At 35.1% G+C, this 19121-nt stretch carries 18 protein-coding genes and 2 riboswitches; of the genes, 15 read left to right on the top strand and 3 right to left on the bottom strand.

The window, feature by feature from the left end; genetic code table 11:
* Nucleotides 1–397: 397 nt before the first annotated feature.
* Both JR050_RS04265 and JR050_RS04260 read left to right on the top strand, forming a co-directional pair.
* Complete coding sequence (locus JR050_RS04265; RefSeq protein WP_204202267.1) at nt 398–1933, top strand: malate:quinone oxidoreductase; 1536 nt, start codon at nt 398–400, stop codon at nt 1931–1933.
* A 284-nt stretch (nt 1934–2217) separates the two neighbouring features.
* Nucleotides 2218–2880, top strand: coding sequence for a Dph6-related ATP pyrophosphatase (locus JR050_RS04260; protein ID WP_204202266.1), 663 nt, complete (start codon nt 2218–2220; stop codon nt 2878–2880).
* A 413-nt stretch (nt 2881–3293) separates the two neighbouring features.
* Here the strand turns inward: JR050_RS04260 and JR050_RS04255 are convergent, their stop codons facing one another.
* The gene (locus tag JR050_RS04255) at nt 3294–3998 is read right to left on the bottom strand and encodes a DUF421 domain-containing protein (RefSeq protein ID WP_204202265.1); all 705 of its coding nucleotides are present in this window, start codon (nt 3996–3998) and stop codon (nt 3294–3296) included.
* A 402-nt stretch (nt 3999–4400) separates the two neighbouring features.
* Here JR050_RS04255 and JR050_RS04250 point away from each other — a divergent pair, with 402 nt between their 5' ends.
* Complete coding sequence (locus JR050_RS04250) at nt 4401–4706, top strand: rhodanese-like domain-containing protein (RefSeq protein ID WP_204202264.1); 306 nt, start codon at nt 4401–4403, stop codon at nt 4704–4706.
* An 87-nt stretch (nt 4707–4793) separates the two neighbouring features.
* Here JR050_RS04250 and JR050_RS04245 read toward each other — a convergent pair whose 3' ends face one another.
* Entirely contained in the window at nt 4794–5213 is a 420-nt protein-coding gene (locus JR050_RS04245) for a MarR family winged helix-turn-helix transcriptional regulator (RefSeq protein ID WP_204202263.1), read from the bottom strand.
* A 301-nt stretch (nt 5214–5514) separates the two neighbouring features.
* Here JR050_RS04245 and JR050_RS04240 point away from each other — a divergent pair, with 301 nt between their 5' ends.
* The 8 genes from JR050_RS04240 (at nt 5515) to JR050_RS04205 (ending at nt 12784) form a co-directional block, all read left to right on the top strand.
* Complete coding sequence (locus JR050_RS04240) at nt 5515–6096, top strand: bifunctional transcriptional activator/DNA repair enzyme AdaA (RefSeq protein WP_430392852.1); 582 nt, start codon at nt 5515–5517, stop codon at nt 6094–6096.
* On the top strand, nt 6083–6997 hold the full coding sequence (locus JR050_RS04235; protein ID WP_204202262.1) for a DNA-3-methyladenine glycosylase family protein: 915 nt from the start codon (nt 6083–6085) through the stop codon (nt 6995–6997). Before JR050_RS04240 ends, JR050_RS04235 begins: the two co-directional genes overlap by 14 nt.
* Nucleotides 6984–7466 carry a methylated-DNA--[protein]-cysteine S-methyltransferase gene (locus tag JR050_RS04230; protein ID WP_204202261.1) on the top strand — a complete coding sequence of 161 codons (483 nt, stop codon included), beginning with the start codon at nt 6984–6986 and terminating at the stop codon, nt 7464–7466. Before JR050_RS04235 ends, JR050_RS04230 begins: the two co-directional genes overlap by 14 nt.
* Before the next feature lie 176 nt (nt 7467–7642).
* Nucleotides 7643–7827, top strand: a riboswitch (Lysine riboswitch).
* Nucleotides 7828–7963: 136 nt separating this feature from the next.
* Nucleotides 7964–8776 (top strand): transporter substrate-binding domain-containing protein, encoded by an 813-nt coding sequence (locus JR050_RS04225; RefSeq protein ID WP_204202260.1) that lies wholly within the window; start codon nt 7964–7966, stop codon nt 8774–8776.
* A gap of 159 nt (nt 8777–8935) precedes the next feature.
* Nucleotides 8936–9679, top strand: coding sequence for an amino acid ABC transporter permease (locus tag JR050_RS04220; protein ID WP_204202259.1), 744 nt, complete (start codon nt 8936–8938; stop codon nt 9677–9679).
* 14 nt (nt 9680–9693) lie between these two features.
* Nucleotides 9694–10431 carry an amino acid ABC transporter ATP-binding protein gene (locus JR050_RS04215; RefSeq protein ID WP_239454089.1) on the top strand — a complete coding sequence of 246 codons (738 nt, stop codon included), beginning with the start codon at nt 9694–9696 and terminating at the stop codon, nt 10429–10431.
* Nucleotides 10432–10845: 414 nt separating this feature from the next.
* Nucleotides 10846–11544, top strand: a complete 699-nt coding sequence (locus JR050_RS04210) for a hypothetical protein (protein ID WP_204202258.1) — start codon at nt 10846–10848, stop codon at nt 11542–11544.
* A 40-nt stretch (nt 11545–11584) separates the two neighbouring features.
* Entirely contained in the window at nt 11585–12784 is a 1200-nt protein-coding gene (locus tag JR050_RS04205) for a polysaccharide deacetylase family protein (RefSeq protein WP_204202257.1), read from the top strand.
* Nucleotides 12785–13114: 330 nt separating this feature from the next.
* Here JR050_RS04205 and JR050_RS04200 read toward each other — a convergent pair whose 3' ends face one another.
* Nucleotides 13115–14281 (bottom strand): MFS transporter, encoded by a 1167-nt coding sequence (locus tag JR050_RS04200; protein ID WP_204202256.1) that lies wholly within the window; start codon nt 14279–14281, stop codon nt 13115–13117.
* A gap of 234 nt (nt 14282–14515) precedes the next feature.
* Between JR050_RS04200 and JR050_RS04195 the strand changes: the two genes are divergently transcribed.
* The 4 genes from JR050_RS04195 to JR050_RS04180 all read left to right on the top strand — a co-directional run bounded on the left by JR050_RS04195 (nt 14516) and on the right by JR050_RS04180 (nt 19048).
* A complete protein-coding gene (locus JR050_RS04195; RefSeq protein ID WP_204202255.1) occupies nt 14516–16009 on the top strand; it encodes a sensor domain-containing diguanylate cyclase in 1494 nt (497 codons plus the stop codon).
* A gap of 14 nt (nt 16010–16023) precedes the next feature.
* Nucleotides 16024–16515 carry a hypothetical protein gene (locus JR050_RS04190; protein ID WP_204202254.1) on the top strand — a complete coding sequence of 164 codons (492 nt, stop codon included), beginning with the start codon at nt 16024–16026 and terminating at the stop codon, nt 16513–16515.
* A 90-nt stretch (nt 16516–16605) separates the two neighbouring features.
* Nucleotides 16606–16688: riboswitch (cyclic di-GMP riboswitch) on the top strand.
* A gap of 105 nt (nt 16689–16793) precedes the next feature.
* Nucleotides 16794–17195 carry a hypothetical protein gene (locus tag JR050_RS04185; RefSeq protein ID WP_204202253.1) on the top strand — a complete coding sequence of 134 codons (402 nt, stop codon included), beginning with the start codon at nt 16794–16796 and terminating at the stop codon, nt 17193–17195.
* A 17-nt stretch (nt 17196–17212) separates the two neighbouring features.
* Nucleotides 17213–19048, top strand: a complete 1836-nt coding sequence (locus JR050_RS04180) for a diguanylate cyclase (RefSeq protein ID WP_204202252.1) — start codon at nt 17213–17215, stop codon at nt 19046–19048.
* The last annotated feature ends 73 nt before the right edge of the window (nt 19049–19121 follow it).

The raw sequence follows: 19121 nt of genomic DNA, 5'->3' as shown, positions 1-19121 counted from the left end.
ACGGTACTTTTATCCCTATGTGAGCGGTGAAAATAGTACAAAACAACTTGCAGTTTACCTGTAAATGCGCGGAACCAAGCACCTGTAATGAAAATAGATAATAATATATAGTAAGCAATCTAAGGAGTGAATTAATAAATTTATGTTACAAATACCTAACTGAATACTCAATATTTCGGTATACTTGTGGAAGTACTTCTCACTTTAATATCGGCTCAAAGTAGTTTATAATTATCAGATAATAGTAGATATTTCAATCTATAAATATTTATAATAGATTTATGATATGGTTATATGGAAACGGTTTAAAAAATTACAGGTGGCGCGATGCTTGTTACGGTTTTTAGCAGGAGCGGCTACTCTTTTTATGCAAATATAGGGGATAAGGAAGGTTATCATGAGTAACTTACAGAAAAAAACAGATGTCATCTTAATTGGTGCTGGAGTCATGAGTGCAACTTTGGGTTCTCTGCTAAAAGAATTAGTACCGGAGTGGGATATCAAAGTATTTGAGAAGCTAGGCAGTCCGGGAGAAGAAAGCTCGAACGAATGGAATAATGCAGGTACAGGACATGCGGCACTATGTGAGCTAAATTATACAAATGAAAAAGCAGATGGGTCTATCGATATAGATAAAGCGGTAAAGGTTAATGAACAGTTTCAATTATCAAGACAATTTTGGTCCTTTCTTGTAAATAAGAAGATGATTCGTAATCCAAAAGATTTTATTATGCCTATTCCTCATATGAGCTTAGTTCAAGGTGAGAGAAATGTCGAATTCCTGAAGAAACGATTTGAGGCGCTATCTAACAATCCACTATTTCAAGGGATGGAGTATACAGAAAATCCAGAAAAGCTTAAGGAATGGGTTCCGTTAATTATGGAAGGGCGTACATCAAATGAACCAATCGCAGCAACAAAGATTGACTCAGGAACAGACGTCAATTTTGGTGCATTAACACGTTTACTATTTGATCACCTAAAGAGTAAAAATGTGGAAGTCAATTACAAGCACATCGTAAAGGATATTAAACGTAATAGAGATGGCTTATGGGAACTGAAGATACAAAATCTTGATAGCGGAAAGACAGAATATCATACGGCAAAGTTTGTTTTTATCGGTGGTGGTGGCGGTAGTTTACCGTTACTACAAAAGACTGGTATTCCAGAGTCCAAGCATATAGGAGGATTCCCAGTTAGCGGGTTATTTATGGTATGTAAAAATCCAGAAGTAGTCGCGCAGCACCATGCAAAGGTATATGGAAAAGCAAAGGTTGGTGCTCCACCTATGTCAGTTCCACACCTTGATACAAGATTTATAGATAATAAGAAAGCGCTATTATTTGGACCATTTGCTGGGTTTACTCCAAAGTTCTTAAAAACAGGCTCTAATTTTGATTTAATCAGCTCAGTTAAACCGAATAATATCCTAACAATGTTAGCTGCTGGCGTGAAAGAATTGTCACTAACTAAATATTTGATTCAGCAAGTATTATTATCTAATGAAAAGCGCATGGAAGAATTACGTGACTTTATTCCCAATGCGAAGACGGAAGATTGGGAAATGGTAGTAGCGGGTCAGCGTGTGCAAGTTATAAAAGATACGGAAGCAGGAAGAGGGACCCTTCAGTTTGGTACGGAAGTGGTAAGTAGTACTGACGGATCAGTAGCTGCACTACTTGGTGCTTCTCCTGGTGCATCAACGGCTGTTCACGTTATGCTTGAAGTATTAGAAAAGTGTTTCCCTGGGCAGATGAAAGGATGGGAACCGAAAATTAAAGAAATGATCCCGTCCTATGGCGTTTCACTTGTGAAAAATCCAGAGTTATTCAAAGAACTGCACACATCAACTGCGAAATCACTTGAGTTAATTGAAGAGGAACCAGTGTTAGTTCATACATTGGATGAAAAAACGAATAACGGCAACCTCTAACTACAAAACTAGGAACCTTAATCTTATTTAGATTAAAGGTTCCTTTTTTAGTATGCAATTGGCTATCCCCATTTAATACCATGTTTTCAAATATCAGGATTATAATGGGAAGTTCAGGGTAAAAAGCTATTAACCTTATTTATTAATCGAAAAGCATCGACAGACCTTGCCGCATAACAAACCTACCGCTTAAACATGTTAGTTAAGGGAGAGATTTTAGAAATCTTTCCATTTTTCATTATCTTTCAACTAGAATAAAGTAAGGATATAGGAGGTGGAGGAAAATGAAAGAAAAGATTGCTGTTTCTTGGAGTGGTGGAAAGGATAGTACCTTTGCACTTTACATACTGTTACAAAGTGATCAATACATGGTTGACTCCTTATTTACTACAATTACAGAAGATGTTAATCGTATTAGTATTCATGGTGTGCGAGAAAGTTTACTAGAGAAGCAAGCAGAAAGCCTTGGGTTTCCCTTAAGGAAAATGTACATTCCTAAGGAGTGCTCAAATGAAATTTATAACGAAAGACTAGTTGAACAATTAAGGGAACTAAAAAAAGAGGAAATTCATACGGTTATGTTTGGTGATATATTTTTAAAGGATGTTAGGAAATATCGGGAGCAATTAGTTTCCGCACAAGGTATGAAAGCTGTATTTCCTCTTTGGGGATTTAATACTGAAAAATTGGTATCTGAATTTTGGGCAATTGGATTTAAAACAATTACAACATGCATAGATACGGAGATACTTTCAACTAATTTTCTTGGAAGAATTATAGATTTGAATTTCATACATGAGTTACCAACTGAAGCAGATCCTTGTGGTGAGAATGGAGAGTTTCATACTTTTGCATTTGATGGGCCGATATTTACTAATAAGATCACTTTCAATTTAGGAGAATATATAGATGAAGGAAGATTCCATTTTGTAGACTTAGTTTTTTAGTAGAAAAGAGTTAATATTATTCATAATGTATCTATCTTCCTACATGACCCATAATATTAGTAATTTGAAAAAAGGATAAAATCAATGATATTAACTACTTTTATTGTGATTGCATGGATCATTACGTCTATATTTTGGGTACAAACTAACAACTTACGTTGATAGATTATTTAATTTTATGGTTTATTAACTCCATAGTGATTGTCTCTGTTCGAACTCTTCTCTCTTTAAATATTGGGTGGATAGAGGTATCAGAGGAATATAACTTCTGTATGGATTACCGATATATATGTTAACTCAATCAATATAATAGGGTTGTATACTTTAATTAAAATAAAACAAAATCATCAATAGATATCAAATAGCCGAGGCTTATATCTCCCTATATAGAAAGGGGGGTAAGCCTCGTTTTGTTACTTATATAAAAAAACCATCAAGTTATCTTTTGTGTCCAAGGTACCTAATAGAACATTTTCTACTTTAGTCTGATATAACAGATCTAATCTGGAGACCACCCACTCTTCATCCTTTTGTAGTTGTTTTATATCCTTCAGATTAATCTTACCTTCCTTGATAATTGTAATTGGTAACTCAAAAGGGGGTTTCTGCATTTGATAATCAGATGGAGTAAGTGGCTCATACTTTGGATCTAAAAAGACTGATAAATTTCCATTTGCTTCCCACATGGCTAGTGCTACTTTCTTTATATCCTCAACTTTACTTTCCCGTAATTCTTCCAATAACACATCAATAGAAATGCGTGCCTTTTTTAGACCTTTATTTAAGATTTCTCCATTCTTTACAAGGGTAATGGGTGGAGGGTTAAGGAGCCTTCTAAACAAGGGGAATTTTAGAATCATCCATATTCCAATAAGATATAAAATTACTAAAACCATGGTTGTGATTACAGACCCCTTTAATCCAAGACGTTCATCTGATAGTGGGTGTGCAAGAATGTTTCCAACAACAATGGCTATAGCAAAATCAAGTGGCCTTAATTGAGCAATTGCCCGTTGTCCTAGAACTTTTGCAACAAGTAATAAAACAAAAAATGCGATAACAGCACGAAGAATCCATTCTATGGCAGTAAGTGATTCCTGACTTTGAAGAAAATCCATTTTTAGACACTTCCTTTATCTCGTAAATCTATTATGTATTTTTAACAAATTTAGACCTTTTTACTATTCCTTATCTATCATAAATTTAAAAATCACCTAAGCTAACATAGGTAGTAGTATAAAAGACGTGAGGTGTGAAAGCATGAAGGGACATTACAGTAAGTTTACTATTAGATGTTAATGGAAACGATCAGGGACTCCATAGACATCATGGTTGATAAACTCGATACCTTTTGTTTGGACATAATTAAAAACAAGAGGTAGAAATTGTTCTTAATCAATAACTAGATTTTAAGTGTAAACTAATTGTTCTACGCTTTTTTTGTATGCTACTGAGACTATATAAAATCAATCTCTTTTGGAATAATAAAAGATACATATTATTTTTAGGAGGAATTTCAAATGAACCAAATTTCAACAACAGAACTTGCTGAAAAAATAAAACAAGGTGAAAAGGTTAATATTATTGATGTTCGTGAAGATGATGAAGTAGCTGCTGGCAAGATTCGGGGAGCGCGTCATATTCGATTAGGAGATATTGAGACTAGCTTAAATGAACTTGATAAAAATGAACATTACTATATTGCATGCCGTTCGGGTGGGAGAAGTAGTATGGCGTGTGAAATTTTAACGGAAAATGGCTTTGATGTAACGAATATGACTGGTGGAATGCTAGCATGGGAAGATGAAGTTGAAACTGGGAAGTAAAATTTCGTCCGGTTCATAATTTTTAATAGCCAATTTAAAAAGTGTAGTCCAAGTTCATCACTTAGTCTACACTTTAAGTTGTTATTATTATTCTTTTTTCAATGATTTATTAAATTTCATGAGTAAACTGCCGAATGATTGTTGTTCGTTTTCTTCCCAATCAGCTAGCAATTCTTTAATTTTTTCTATACGTTTGTCTTTATATTTGTTTAGTTCTTGTTTTCCTAAATCAGTAATTTGATAGGAATAAGCCCTTCTATCAAAGTTATCTGACACCTTTATTACATATCCCTTTTGATCAAGGGAGGAAGCTTGTCTACTCACGGTAGAAACATCTAGCCGTAAGGATGATGCGAGTGCTTTTACACCGATAGCACCTTGTGCTTGTAATTGATGTAATAATAAATAGGCTGCTCGATCTAACGTCCCATTTGAGGCAACAGAAATGATATGTCGACCAAGAAAAGCCAACTCGAGTTCAATAATTTCTATTAATTCTTCTTTCATGGTATACCACCTCGAAATATCCTCTATATAAATGATAATAACCTACATAACTTGTATGTCAATTTCAAACTCTCTATCCTGAAATGATGAACTAATTTTATGAACACTACTACAAAAATATAGAAATAGAATATGAAAAAATCTGTTTCTCTCATAACATTTGCTATTAGCCAAGGTGAGCCAAGGGCGATTTGATTTATTAAGACCATAACAGCAAGAATGAGGACGAAAAAAATGTTTACGAATTGCTAATATAAGTATAATGATGAAATAGAGGTGAACATGATTGGATGTGAAACGAGTGGTTAATCCCATGCAGCTTTCATTTGATGAGATGTGGGAAAAAATTATAAATTGTGACAACACGTATGATGGTTTATTTTATACAGCTGTGAAGACAACAAAGATTTATTGTCGGCCATCTTGCCGTTCTAGGAAGCCGAAAAAGGTTAATGTGGAATTTTTCTTTGACATGAAAGAAGTAGAAGAAGCGGGTTTTCGTGCCTGTAAAAGGTGTCAACCTGAGGTTGAATATTCACCGCATATAGCGATTGTCCGAAATGTAATTGCCTTTCTAGTGAAGAATCATAGGCAAATGTTAGTTTTACAAGATATTGCAGACCATGTAGGTGTTAGTTGTTATTATCTTGAACGTTTATTTAAGCAGGAGACGAGGGAAACTCCGAGATCTTATTTGGAGAAAATTAGAGTGGATAAAGCTGTTCATCTACTCAAATATACAGACCAAACAAATCTTGAGATATGTTATGAAGTAGGATTCCAAAGTACGTCTAACTTTTATCGGGTATTTAAAAGAATTCATAATTGTACACCAGGTGAATTCCGAGATCATTTAAGGAGTAAACAAGATGAATTGGCATGACGGTGAAACATATATAGAAATTTTTCCTCCCCAAGAGTTTAATTATGATGAATGTTTAGTGTTCCTAGGCAGGTCAAATAAAGAAGTGCTCTATCAAATTCGGGAACAAATGATATATAAATTGTTAAAGGTGGATCAAACGTTAGTTCTATTTAGAATAAAGTTTCAAAATAATGTCCTTTATGTTGATTTTCCATTAGAGACTCCCGATAAGGACTTCCGTATTCAGGTAGTGAATTATATTTGGGAATGGTTTGACTTTGACTTTGAGTTGTCCCAGTTTAAAAAATCCGCGAGCGGTGACGACATTTTGGGTCCTATTTCCTCTCAGTATGATGGGCTCCGAATCATTTGTATTCCTGATTTGTTTGAGGCATTAACATGGGCAATTATTGGACAACAAATTAATTTAACCTTTGCTTATACATTAAAAAAGAGGTTTGTAGAAGTGTTTGGAGAAAGTCTTATGTACAACGGGGAAACCTTTTGGTGTTTTCCAACCTATGAGAAAATTGCTGCTATTGAATTAGAAGATTTAACCGAGTTACAATTTTCAAAGAGAAAGGCAGAATATGTAATTGGAATTGCAAACATCATGGCGACTGAGGAACTTTCCAAAATAAAACTGTTAGAAATGAATGATTACACTCAAATGAAAGAAACATTAATTAGATTAAGAGGTATAGGGGCTTGGACAGCCGATTATGTGCTAATGAAATGCTTTCATCAGCCTGATGCCTTTCCAATCTCAGATGTTGGATTGCATCAAGCTTTAAAGCAACAGTTGGAACTGAACCGAAAGCCAACGATTCAAGAAATTGAGGAGATTGCTGTAAATTGGAAAGGGTATAAAGCTTATGCCGTCTTTTATCTTTGGAGGTCATTATATGGAACATCATAAACTAGATTATGCTTCACCTATTGGAGTAATTGAAATTATAGGAACTGAAGCTGAAATTCAGTCCATTTTATTCGTTGAAGGCGATTCGGTCGTGAATCATTTAACGAAGAATACACCTAAGGTTTTACAAGAGTGTTATGAGCAGTTAGATGAATACTTTAAAGGTGAAAGGCAAGACTTTACCTTCCCATATGTTCTTAATGGTACTGATTTTCAAAAAGGAGTATGGAAAGCTCTTACTACCATTCCCTACGCAGAAACAGGCTCTTATAAAGAAATTGCAGTGAAAGTAGGAAATGAAAAGGCTATCCGTGCTGTAGGAAGTGCAAATGGTAGAAATAAAATTAGCATTGCAGTGCCTTGCCACAGAATCATTGGTTCAAACGGAACACTTACAGGATATGCAGGGGGGCTTTGGAGAAAAGAGTGGCTAATTAATCATGAGAAACAAAATTCCCTGAAACAATAGTGGTAATTATTGCCGCTTTTATTATACTTGATTGTCTACTACAATAGGTCTCACCGTATATTCATATTTTAAATATCTAATACGTTTTAAGTTATTACAAAATGCTAGATTGACAGAAAAAGCATCGTATTGTAGGCTTAGTAGTGTAAATTAATTGAATAAGACCTCACTTTTGACAGTGAGGTAGAGGTGCGATGTTCAACAGTCTTTAGAAGAGCCAGAGGAGCTAGGATTCTAATGAGAAGGGAATATTGCCGAAGCAAGTATTTAGCCTCACTATTACTTGCTGGGTCTGTAGTTAATAGCTGCAGGACTGTCTTAAGTAAACAACCCGGTTTACTTAAGTTGTGCTATCTCATTTGGGAAAAGAAGAGGACTTTAGGGCAATTATACATATTGCGACCTGAGTTTATCTCAGGTCGTTTTTTATTTGTAAAAATTACCTACTAACCTATTGTTAGCACACATAAAATATATAAAAAATAGGGGGAAAAGAAATGAAAAAATTAATGATGTTATTCGTACTATCAATCTTTGGAATTGTGTTATTAGCAGGATGTGGTTCAAACGGAGATGATAACACATTTAAGGTTGGACTTGAGGCAGGATATGCACCGTTTAACTGGACGCAAAACGATGATTCAAACGGTGGAGTAAAGATTGATGGTAGTGCAGAATATGCAGGTGGTTATGATGTTGAGGTCGCGAAGAAAATTGCAGAAGGTTTAGGTAAAGAGTTAGTGATTGTTAAAACTGAATGGGATGGTTTAATTCCAGCTTTAACTTCAGGGAAAATCGATGCGATTATTGCAGGGATGTCTCCAACAGCTGAACGTAGTAAGACAATTGATTTCTCTATTAATTACTATGAATCAGATCTAGTAATGGTAGTGAAAAAAGGAAGCAAGTATGAAAATGCAACATCGATTCAAGATTTTAAAGGTGCAAAAGTATCTGCCCAATTAAATACGTTCCACTATACAGTTATTGATCAAATTACAGGTGTGAGTAAGCAAACTGCAATGGATAACTTCCCAGCTATGAGAGTTGCGTTAGAATCTGGTGTAATTGATGGATATGTATCTGAACGTCCAGAAGGTGTAAGTGCTGCTGCCGCTAACGAGAACTTTGCAATGGTAGAATTTACAGAAGGATTTGAAACATCTCCAGAGGATACAGCTATTGCTGTTGGCCTTGAAAAAGATAGTGAGTTAACAGAAAAGATCAATGAAATTTTAGCAGGTATTTCAAAAGAAGATCAAAAGTCAATTATGGATGCAGCGATTAAAAATCAACCTGCAGCAAAATAAGATCAAAGAAATAAAACCGGCTGTAGTTTTTGGGCCGGTTTTATATTTTACTAATAAGAAAGTATACAACTTGCTTAACGCATAAGTAAAACTGAGGCAAATGCCTGCGTCTGAAGACTTGGGCCTAGCCAAGTATTTACTAAGAAGGAGGGATAAGAAATGAGTGTTGAGTGGATTATTACAATATTTTCAGAGAACTGGCCAATGTTCCTTCGTGGAGCGGGAATGACTCTCTTGATTTCTCTAATTGGTACAATAATAGGTGCAACCATCGGTCTATTTATTGGTATTATACGTACTATTCCAATGCCTGAGAAAGGTTTGAAAAGAACGATTCTTAAAGTTGTAAATGCTATTCATTCTATATATATTGAATTTTTCCGTGGAACCCCAATGATTGTTCAAGCCATGGTTATCTTTTATGGCTCAGCCTTAGCATTTGGAATTGATATGGACCGTATATTAGCTGCTGTATTTATTGTTTCAATCAATACAGGTGCATATATGGCTGAAATTGTGCGTGGAGGCATTGTTTCCATTGAAAAAGGGCAGTTTGAGGCGGCGCGTGCTCTAGGTATGAATCATTTTCAAACGATGACAAATGTGGTACTACCACAAGTGATTCGAAATATCTTACCAGCTACTGGTAACCAATTTGTTATCAATATTAAGGATACATCTGTACTAAGTGTAATCTCGGTTACAGAATTATTTTTCCAAACAAAATCGATTGCAGGGAATAACTATAGATATTTTGAATCATTCTTCATTGCGTGCTTTATCTACTTAGTAATGACAATTACTGTAACAAGAATCTTGGCCTATATTGAAAAAAGATTAGACGGACCTGATAATTACATGTTAAATACAGCCCAAGTACAAGGAAAGACACTCGAAAAGTAAAGGAGGTGGGCGATATGGAAAGCATCATTGAAATTAGACACTTAAGTAAATCTTTTGGATCGCATGAGGTGCTTAAAGATATAGATTTCTCTGTTAAAAAAGGAGAAGTGGTATGTATCATAGGTTCTTCTGGTTCAGGAAAATCGACTCTTCTGCGTTGCATTAATTTACTTGAAAAGCCAAGTGGTGGCCAAATCATCTACAAAGGTGAGAATATATTAGATGGAAAGCATGATATTAACATGTATCGGCAGAAGCTGGGAATGGTTTTTCAATCCTTTAATTTGTTTAATAACCACGATGTATTAGGAAATTGTATTGTTGGACAAGTGAAAGTATTGAAGCGTTCAAAAGAAGAGGCAGAAAGAGTTGCATTGAAGTATTTAAAGGTTGTTGGGATGGACCAATACATTCATGCGAAGCCTAGACAATTATCTGGCGGACAAAAGCAACGTGTAGCGATTGCAAGAGCACTTTCGATGGAACCAGATGTATTGCTATTTGATGAGCCAACCTCTGCATTAGACCCTGAAATGGTCGGTGAAGTGTTAAAGGTTATGAAGGAGCTTGCTCATACTGGTTTAACGATGCTTATCGTGACACATGAGATGGAATTTGCTAAGGAAGTTTCAGACCGCGTCGTGTTTATGGATAAAGGTGTAATTGCCGAAGAAGGAAGCCCAGAGCGAATCTTTAATCATCCAACTGCAGAACGAACAAGAGAGTTTCTAAAACGAACAATTAAACAATAAACTTTGCACCCACACATTTGTGGGTGTTTTTTTAAATTCAATAAGTATAAAATTCTAAATTGTATCTTATAGGGTGGCATATTCATCATCCAGCTCCAAAACCCAGCCCACCTGAGGTCAAAGGTTCCCGAGACTAAACGGGCGCCTGCACCTTTTGTTCTTGGGCTTTGTTACATTACTGAATCAATATAGTAGAATTTGTTTGCCTTGGCCATATATATTAAACTAACAATTTCACACTACTAATGAACTATTTCATAGGACATAAGTTGACTTATTTCTACATAGAACTAAAATAAAGGTAGGAATATTTTAGGGATTTTGATGAACTTTGTCATTTTATGAGATTCGTAGCTTATATCCTATTACTATTATCCTTATTATATTTATATAGAAAATCTGGGGGAAAAGATCGTGACAAAAGAATCAACGAATAAACCAAAGGGCTGGTTTAAAGGGATACTCTCAAGTCCTGTAACGGAAGAAGAAGCGATTGAAGTAATAGAAGAGACCATAATTGAGGAAGAAAGCACTGAGGAAATTGAAGTGGATACAGTAAGTACTAAGTCTGTTTTCACAAAAGAAAATCAAGATAAAGTGTCCTTGGACTTAATTGTAGCATTAGAAAATATGCTCAAGGATCGACAACTAATTCTGTATAAAAACACAGGATTAGAAGATTCATTATATTCTACAAAAGAATCTGTCACACGTTTAAAGCAAGAACTTATGAAGAAAGAGCAACAATTGCAAGAAAAAATTAGTGAAATTAGTCTACTAGAAAGTAAATTAACAGATAAACAGATGAGTTATGACCAACTTCTAGAAGATTATAAAGAATACCAAAACACTTCAAACAGTGAATCAGATAACATAAGAACCGAACTAGAGAAAGAAGTTAGAAAGTATAACAAGCTTACAGAAGAAGCAACTCAGGCTCAATACCAAGCGATGCTTAAAAATACAGAGCTAGAAGAACGTATTCGTGAATTAGAAGTTGAAAATCAAAACAATCAAGAAAGATATGAAAAAGTGCATGCAGAAAAGGAACAATTGTTGCAAACGATCAACGAGTTTACACAACGCATATCTTTCTCTCCTCCTACTAAATAAAGCAAAAATCATACAACAATAGAGATGAGAGTGTATTGAATTGTCTATCTATCAGGGGAAAGTATTAGAGTTAGTATCTATAGAGAAAATAGAAGAAGTGCCCCATCTAATCATAAGAGCATCTTGGTATGACGTTGATAGACTTATCAATTGGAAGATTGATAGTTTGACAGCTGAACATATGCTGAGCATTGTAGAGAGGGATACAAGTAGTAAATATAGATTGTCGCTAACTTGTAAATATAATTGTTTGAGTACAATAACCAAAACATATCGTGATCAAAGTGAACATATTCAGTTTACTTGTTCGGAGAATTACGCTAATGAACTCATGACTCTAAAGGAACTAAGAACACCTGATGAGTTTCTTCAGCTGCCCTTCCTATCATTTGAAGAGGAAGAAACCTTTAAAGTTGTAAATACACCAACGATAGTTCCTCAAAATACGAGAAAGGCACCGTGGTTCTCGCTAGCATTACTTAGTGCGGTCTTAACTGTACTTTTAGGCTACTCTAGTCATTCTATTATGAATGAAACGAATTTGCCGAAGGAACAATACGTAAAGGCAGAAAAGGAACAGATTCAAAAGGTAGAAAACACAACCGAAGTATTAAGCACGACAACTGTTACAGAGCAAGAGATAAAAATGAATCCATTAGATTACACGCTTGAAAAAGAGTTGAATTACCAGTTGGCAAACGGCCATGTGGCGTTAACATTTGATGATGGACCATCAAAGTATTCATTAGAGATTGCTAGAATACTGAAAGAACATAATGCTGGTGGTACATTTTTCTTTATTGGGACGAGTGCCCAAAAGTACCCAAGCTATGTTAAGTCTATTCATCAAGATGGCTTTTCAATTGGTAGTCACTCCATGCATCATGCCAATTTAAGGCATCTATCATACTCTGAACAAGAGAATGAAATTGTTACTTCTATTGAGCTTATCCAATCCTTAACGGAAGAAGAGGTTGTACTGTTTCGACCACCTTACGGCTCAAAAAATGGTATTACTGAGGAAATTTTAAACAAATTACAGCATAAAGTGGTGTTATGGAACAAAGATACAGAGGATTGGAAAAATCGAAATCCAGATTCAATTATAAATTATATAAAAAACACCAATCCGTCGGGTTCCATCATTTTGTTACATGAATCTCAGGATGTAGTAGATGCCCTACCAACAATACTAGAGTATTTTAAAGAACAAAATTTAAAAGTTGTAAATTTAAAATAAAATTCTCTTTAATCGGGGAATTTTTTTATTTTTGCCTTATGCAAATGTTGAATTAAATGAAAAATAAAATAGTGAATGGTTGAACAATCAGATACACTGGTAATGAATAAATCGGCTTCCAATTATGATACTTAAAGAAGTGAAGATAAGAAGACGCTGTAATCATCTCGAAAAGTGTACTGGCTATGGTGCAAAAAACTAAGTAGGTAAATAATCTAACTCCATGAAACTTATATTTATCATATATATAAATGAAAATGTAACCAACTGTTTGGAAATGAGGATAAACAAAAGGAGAGTGGTTATGAACTAACTCTCCTTTTGTTTAAGCTAAGGCTGTACTGTCTTCATTCTTTTTGTAGAGTAAACACGGTATAATAAGAAAGCAATAATTGAAAAAATAATGCCGGATATATACGGTAAGCCAATAGAAAGTGAGAATAACAATCCTCCGACTGGCGGACCTAGGATTCTACCTAAAGAATCAAATGAAGAAAGGACTCCAGTTGTACTTCCGTGCCCTGCCTGCGATGTTTTCGTTAACAAAGAAGAAACACTTGGTCTGATAAATCCATTCCCAACACCAAATATGGTTAAAAATATGGCTGCTGTAACAAAGCTATCTATAAATAATATCAATGCAAAGCCAACCATAGAGATGAGTGTACCAATTTGTATAACGATACCTTCTCTGAATCGCTTAGTTAATCTACCGACAAGACCACCTTGTACAAGTGCACCTGCAAATCCCATAATCATAAATATATATCCAAGTTCTCTCGACCCTAACTGTGCTTTCTCATACGCATAATATGCAAATGTAGCTTCTAATCCAGATAATGAAAAAGAAACGAATAATTGTAAGATAAATAATATCGAAACAGGTTCTTTTAAAGCTTTTAAGAGTGACAATCTTTCTCTAGCTTGAGTACCTCTCTCCTCTGGTGTCAAAGATTCTTTTAACAGTAGAGTAACGAGTAGAAATGTTAGTAATGACGATGCTCCAGCTAAATAAAAAGGTAGATTTAAACTTTGGTTTGAGAAAATCCCACCGATTGCGGGTCCAAAAATAAATCCTAGACCAACAGATGCCCCGATAATCCCCATCCCTTTACCGCGATCCTCTTCGCTTGTCACATCCGCAACATAGGCCATGACAGTCGGCATATTGGCAGAGGATAAAAATCCACCAATGATACGTGCCACAAACAGCATCCAAAGTTCAGTAGAGAGAGCCATTAAGAAAAAGGAAAGAGAGAGGCCAAAAATTCCTATCATAATAACAGGCTTACGACCGATTCGATCGGAGATCTTCCCCCACATCGGAGCAAAAAGAAATTGCATGAGTGAATAGACAGCCATTAGTAAGCCTAATTGTGTAGGAGATGCCCCCATTGTTTCTGCGTAAAATGGCATGACCGGAATAATAATTCCAAATCCAACCATGACCAGAAACATAACGGTAAAAAGAAGTGGTAGTGCCTTATTTGATTTCAATTAATGTTCACTCCAGTTTAGTTATAAGTTAATAGGAAATAATATGAATTATATCAAAAACATGTTTTAATCTCATACAGTACATTATCATAAATTATGTGATAAAGAAAAGTTAATAGGTTTTCCCCCACTCTACATTTTCTATCAACAACGATTAAGTTATAATAGATAAAAACAGGAAAATCATCCTAGAAATAGAGAAGTAAAGTCTTATCTTTTAGGAGTAATGTAGAAATGAATAGCTCATATATACAACTTTTTATTGCGATTATTATTCTTGGATTATTGACTAATTATTTTCGTTTTAAAGTCAAACTTATTACACATAAATTAATACTTACAATCTCGAGTCTTCTACTAGTGATTATAGATGGGATTTTATTTCAGTTTTTACATTCCGAGTGGTTACTGTTAGTTTTGATTGGAATCGCTTCCATTTCCTTCAGCCTTTATATCATCCTTCCTATTTCATTTTTAGCATGGTGGCTGGTTGATGGAGACAATATGTATGTATTATTTGGATACCTCTTATTTGGAGCTATAATATTTTTTATTAAAGCTTATATTGCTAATGAGAAAGCGCAAAACGAACTATGGTTATCAAAAGCACTAACAAACTCGAAACAACTAAATGTTTTTAAGGAAGTTAGTTTTTCAATGCAACAATCCTTTCAGTTTGAAAAGCTTCTACAAACCATTTTGACTTCAGTTACAGCAGGTCATGGATTAGGTTTTAATCGTGCGTTGATTTTACTGAAGGATGAAGACGGAAGAAAGCTAAGAGGAATCATGGGAACTGGTCCGATGAGTGCGGAAGAGGGCTATGCAATATGGGAGGATATTACAAAGAATCGTTATAAATTAAGTGATTTAATTGAGCGAAAAGAAATAGAAAAAACAGCTGATATGGAGTTAAACCAGATTGTTAAGAAACTAGAAATTAAGCTAGATGAACCGAGCTTTTTGACAAGAACTCTTGAAAGTGGAAATCCACTACATATCTCTAAAAAGGATGTAAACGACGACATGCTGCAATTGTTTAGGCATCTCTTTAACATGGAAGAGATGGCTGTTTTTCCACTTATTAGCCAGATGGAAAAAGTAGGATTGCTGATTATAGATAATCCTGTAAATAAAAAACCAATAACGGCAACAGATATTGAAAGTGTTGTCCCAATTGCGAACCAAGCAGCTATTGCGATCCAACATTCACGTTTATACACAAAAATTGAAGATATGGCACTGAAGGATGGCTTAACAGGTTTATATAATCAACGTGCATTTCAGTCCTTCTTAGATCAATTGTTTCCTAAAGATAAGGAGCAGGATTTGTCATTAATCATATTAGATATTGATTTTTTCAAGCACTTTAATGACACAAATGGTCATTTGTTAGGCAATGAGGTGTTAGTTGAGCTTGCTAGAGTGATTACACAATCAATTAGGAATAATGATGTGGCATTTAGATTTGGTGGAGAAGAGTTTGTTGTGTTGCTTCCAAATACGACAAAAGTAGAAGCAGTAGAGATTGCGGAGAGTCTACGGAGAAATGTAGAAAAGGCAAAATTCCCTTCAGAAGAACATCAACCGGGTGGATGTTTAACAGTGAGTTTAGGTGTCGCTTCATCTGAAGGAATAGTAGGTTCTACGTCGTATGATTTGTTTGATTTAGCAGATAAAGCCCTTTACGAAGCAAAAGATACAGGGAAAAATAGAGTTGTTTCATAGAAAGGATGGTTAAAATGATTGGCTTTTACAGTATGCTTATCATAGTTGTGTTTTTTTCAGTCATCCTTTCAAGTAGCCGTTATTTTTATATGATGGAATTACGTGCATTTTCTAAGAAAGTAATGAAAAATTTACAAGTAGATATCATTAATCTAGACTTTTCATTCGGGCAAATGGTGTACTTTATCTCATTACCAAGTAATTTGCCGCATATAAAACATGCAAAAAAGGAAGACATTGTAGTTGAATTGGAATATAACTCCTATTTCTTTCCGAAAATTAGGGGGATCAAAGTATTAGTTGAAGGGGAAGAAAATACAGAAGTACTTGCGTATTTACCAATTTCCGATTTCCGATTACCTTCATTAGATCGCATCTTAGAAGAAGGAAGAATAAATGAAGAAGAATATTTAAAAATGAGCATGTATAAGTTAATGCATCCTGAAACAGTGAAAGAAATCGCTGAAGAAACCTATAAGCAAATACAAGTAGGTAGACTTGTATAGTATGTAGTTAATGCGGAACTATTTTACTAGAAACATATTCAAAATATGCTTATAATAGAGTGTGGATAGGGCGAAAGTATTAACGTTATGGAAAATAAAAGGAAAACCTACTGAAAGGTAGAGAAGCTAAGCTACAGGAATACGGAATTTACTATGACGGCTGGGTTACCTAGTGAGAAATTCACATGTGGCTACCTTGAAATAGAGGGGCCTTTTTTTGTTTCAATGATGGAAGAAAATAAGCGAAATTATAAAAAGAGCTAACTAGAGGTGGAAACATGAAAAAATTAGTTTTTGTATTTATGATTGCCATAATAATGATCATCTCAGCATGTGGAAATGAGAATCATGAGCATTTTAAAACAGTAGAAGAAGCGACTTCAAATGAACAAGGGCAGAAACCAACATTAAAGGCGAATGTTGAGATAAAAAATGGAAAAGCAATTTTGTATGTAGAAACAGATATGAAAATTTCTAAAGATAACTACGGGAAAGCAAGAAAAGAAGGAGAAGGCCACGTACATGTTTATGTAAATAACGGTGAAAAACAAGGCGTTTCGGGTTTCCCTTATGAACTTGAAGGTGTAGAAAAGGGAGAGAACATTATTAGTATCTCATTGCATAATAACGATCACACACCTTATGGAGTATCTGAGGAAATTAAGTTTGAATTAAAATAAGAATAGGGAGTATAAGAGTGGTAAATAAAATTAGATTACAAACAAAAATCATTCTTCTTTTTTCCGTCGTTATTTTGATTACGATGTCTATAGCCATTGTATTTAATACGTACACATTCAGTGAAGCATTGCGACAAACTTATGTCAGCCAATTAAAAGGAATTACGACGACCATCAATGGAGGATATGAGGAATCCCGTTCAATAGATAATGTCCAACAAATATTTGATTATATAAAGCACCGTGAACATAATGTGTTACAACTAAACTTACATGTTGATGAAGGCGGAGAAGAGTTAATAAAGGCTTCAACAGATCGAACATTAATTGATAGTCAAACCCCGGAAATATTAATCCCTGCTGTTATATCTGGCAAAACGATGATATCACACTTAGGTGAGAATAAAGAGCAAAGAGTACGAATGATTGCTCCTTTAATAGAAGATGGAAAAAGTATCGGAGCAATTGAGCTTTTGCTTGATACATCAAAGGAAGCGGCAATCATTCAACAACGAACAAAATCTGTTGCGATTTTCGGAATAGGAATTGCCCTATTATTACTTATCGTATTAGGAATCATTATTCGTCGTTTATTAGTTGTCCCATTAATGAAGATCAGAGAAGCTGCCGTATCCATACAAAGTGGCGGAGCGTATAAGGCAGTAGAGGTAAATGCTAGCCAAGAGATCAATGAGGTAGCCATTGCATTAAATGAACTGGTTTTTAATCTAGAAGACCGCTATCTAAAAAGTATAACGGATCCTCTCACGGGCACGTTTAACAGTGCTTACTTTAGACAAAAGCTAACTGATGAAATGAAGCAAACACGAGAGGCAAATTCATCGATGGCTTTATTGTTTTGTGACGTTGATAATTTTAAGAAGTTAAATGATTTTGAAGGTCACATTTATGGTGACAAGGTGCTAAATAAAATCGCACAAATTGTTAAGGAACACGTACGTCAAGAAGATATCGTCTGCCGTTATGGTGGGGAAGAATTCGTTGTGATTATGCCTGGAGCAAATCGTGAAACTGCATTGAAAGTTGCAGAGAAATTAAGGCAAGTTGTTGCCATACATGGTAATGAGAACATGTTAACACCCATCACGGTGAGTATTGGAGTTGCCATTTTCCCTGTTGATACCGATGAAGAAAATTTAACACATGTTGCTGACCAAGCAATGTATATGGCAAAGAGCTTAGGGAAGAATCAAGTGTTTTTGGCCAGCAATCTCCAATCAACTAAAAAAAGAGACTATGCTAGAAATGTGAATGAACAAAAATGGATATTGGATACGATTATCTCCTTAACAAAGGCGGTAGAGTTGAAGGATTCTTATACGCATAGTCACTCAGAAATGGTGTCTAAATACGCCGGGAGTGTTGCAAGTAGTATGGGCTTATCTGATGAAACGGTGCACCGAATTTCAATTGCGGGATTATTACATGATGTGGGCAAGATTGGCATACCAGATGATATTTTAAATAAAGAAGGGCATCTTACAGATGAGGAGTATGAAATGATGAAGGCGCACCCTGTTTTAGGGTATAATATCCTCGCTTCAGTCGACGAACTGAAAGACACGCTTCCATATGTGTTGCACCATCATGAACGACCGGATGGCAAAGGATATCCGCATGGATTAGAAGGTCACGATATTCCACTCGGTGCTAGAATTATAGCAGTGGTTGATGCCTATCATTCGATGACATCTGCTAGACCATATCGTAAAAAACCATTAACAATAGAATTAGCAAAAGAGCAGCTGATTATAGGAAAGGGAACACAGTTTGATGAGAAGGTTGTCGATCAATTCATTTCGATACTAGATGAAGTGAATTACTCAAAATAACGTAGAAAAGGCTCCAGGCAGTTTGATATACTCCCTTCAGTAAAACAGATTTTTCTTTTTTAATCTGTCTACC

The sequence above is a fragment of the Bacillus suaedaesalsae genome (assembly GCF_016890225.1).
Taxonomy (GTDB): Bacteria; Bacillota; Bacilli; order Bacillales; family SA4; genus Bacillus_BS; species Bacillus_BS suaedaesalsae.
Note: the sequence above shows the minus strand (reverse complement) of the source record. Positions and strands in the feature narration are given on the sequence as shown.

Excerpts from the sequence above, each read along its gene's own strand:
- JR050_RS04265 (WP_204202267.1), top strand. The coding sequence starts at position 398 with ATGAGTAACTTACAGAAAAAAACAGATGTCATCTTAATTGGTGCTGGA.
- JR050_RS04260 (WP_204202266.1), top strand. The coding sequence starts at position 2,218 with ATGAAAGAAAAGATTGCTGTTTCTTGGAGTGGTGGAAAGGATAGTACC.
- JR050_RS04255 (WP_204202265.1), bottom strand. The coding sequence starts at position 3,998 with ATGGATTTTCTTCAAAGTCAGGAATCACTTACTGCCATAGAATGGATT.
- JR050_RS04250 (WP_204202264.1), top strand. The coding sequence starts at position 4,401 with ATGAACCAAATTTCAACAACAGAACTTGCTGAAAAAATAAAACAAGGT.
- JR050_RS04245 (WP_204202263.1), bottom strand. The coding sequence starts at position 5,213 with ATGAAAGAAGAATTAATAGAAATTATTGAACTCGAGTTGGCTTTTCTT.
- JR050_RS04235 (WP_204202262.1), top strand. The coding sequence starts at position 6,083 with ATGAATTGGCATGACGGTGAAACATATATAGAAATTTTTCCTCCCCAA.
- JR050_RS04230 (WP_204202261.1), top strand. The coding sequence starts at position 6,984 with ATGGAACATCATAAACTAGATTATGCTTCACCTATTGGAGTAATTGAA.
- JR050_RS04225 (WP_204202260.1), top strand. The coding sequence starts at position 7,964 with ATGAAAAAATTAATGATGTTATTCGTACTATCAATCTTTGGAATTGTG.
- JR050_RS04220 (WP_204202259.1), top strand. The coding sequence starts at position 8,936 with ATGAGTGTTGAGTGGATTATTACAATATTTTCAGAGAACTGGCCAATG.
- JR050_RS04215 (WP_239454089.1), top strand. The coding sequence starts at position 9,694 with ATGGAAAGCATCATTGAAATTAGACACTTAAGTAAATCTTTTGGATCG.
- JR050_RS04195 (WP_204202255.1), top strand. The coding sequence starts at position 14,516 with ATGAATAGCTCATATATACAACTTTTTATTGCGATTATTATTCTTGGA.
- JR050_RS04190 (WP_204202254.1), top strand. The coding sequence starts at position 16,024 with ATGATTGGCTTTTACAGTATGCTTATCATAGTTGTGTTTTTTTCAGTC.
- JR050_RS04185 (WP_204202253.1), top strand. The coding sequence starts at position 16,794 with ATGAAAAAATTAGTTTTTGTATTTATGATTGCCATAATAATGATCATC.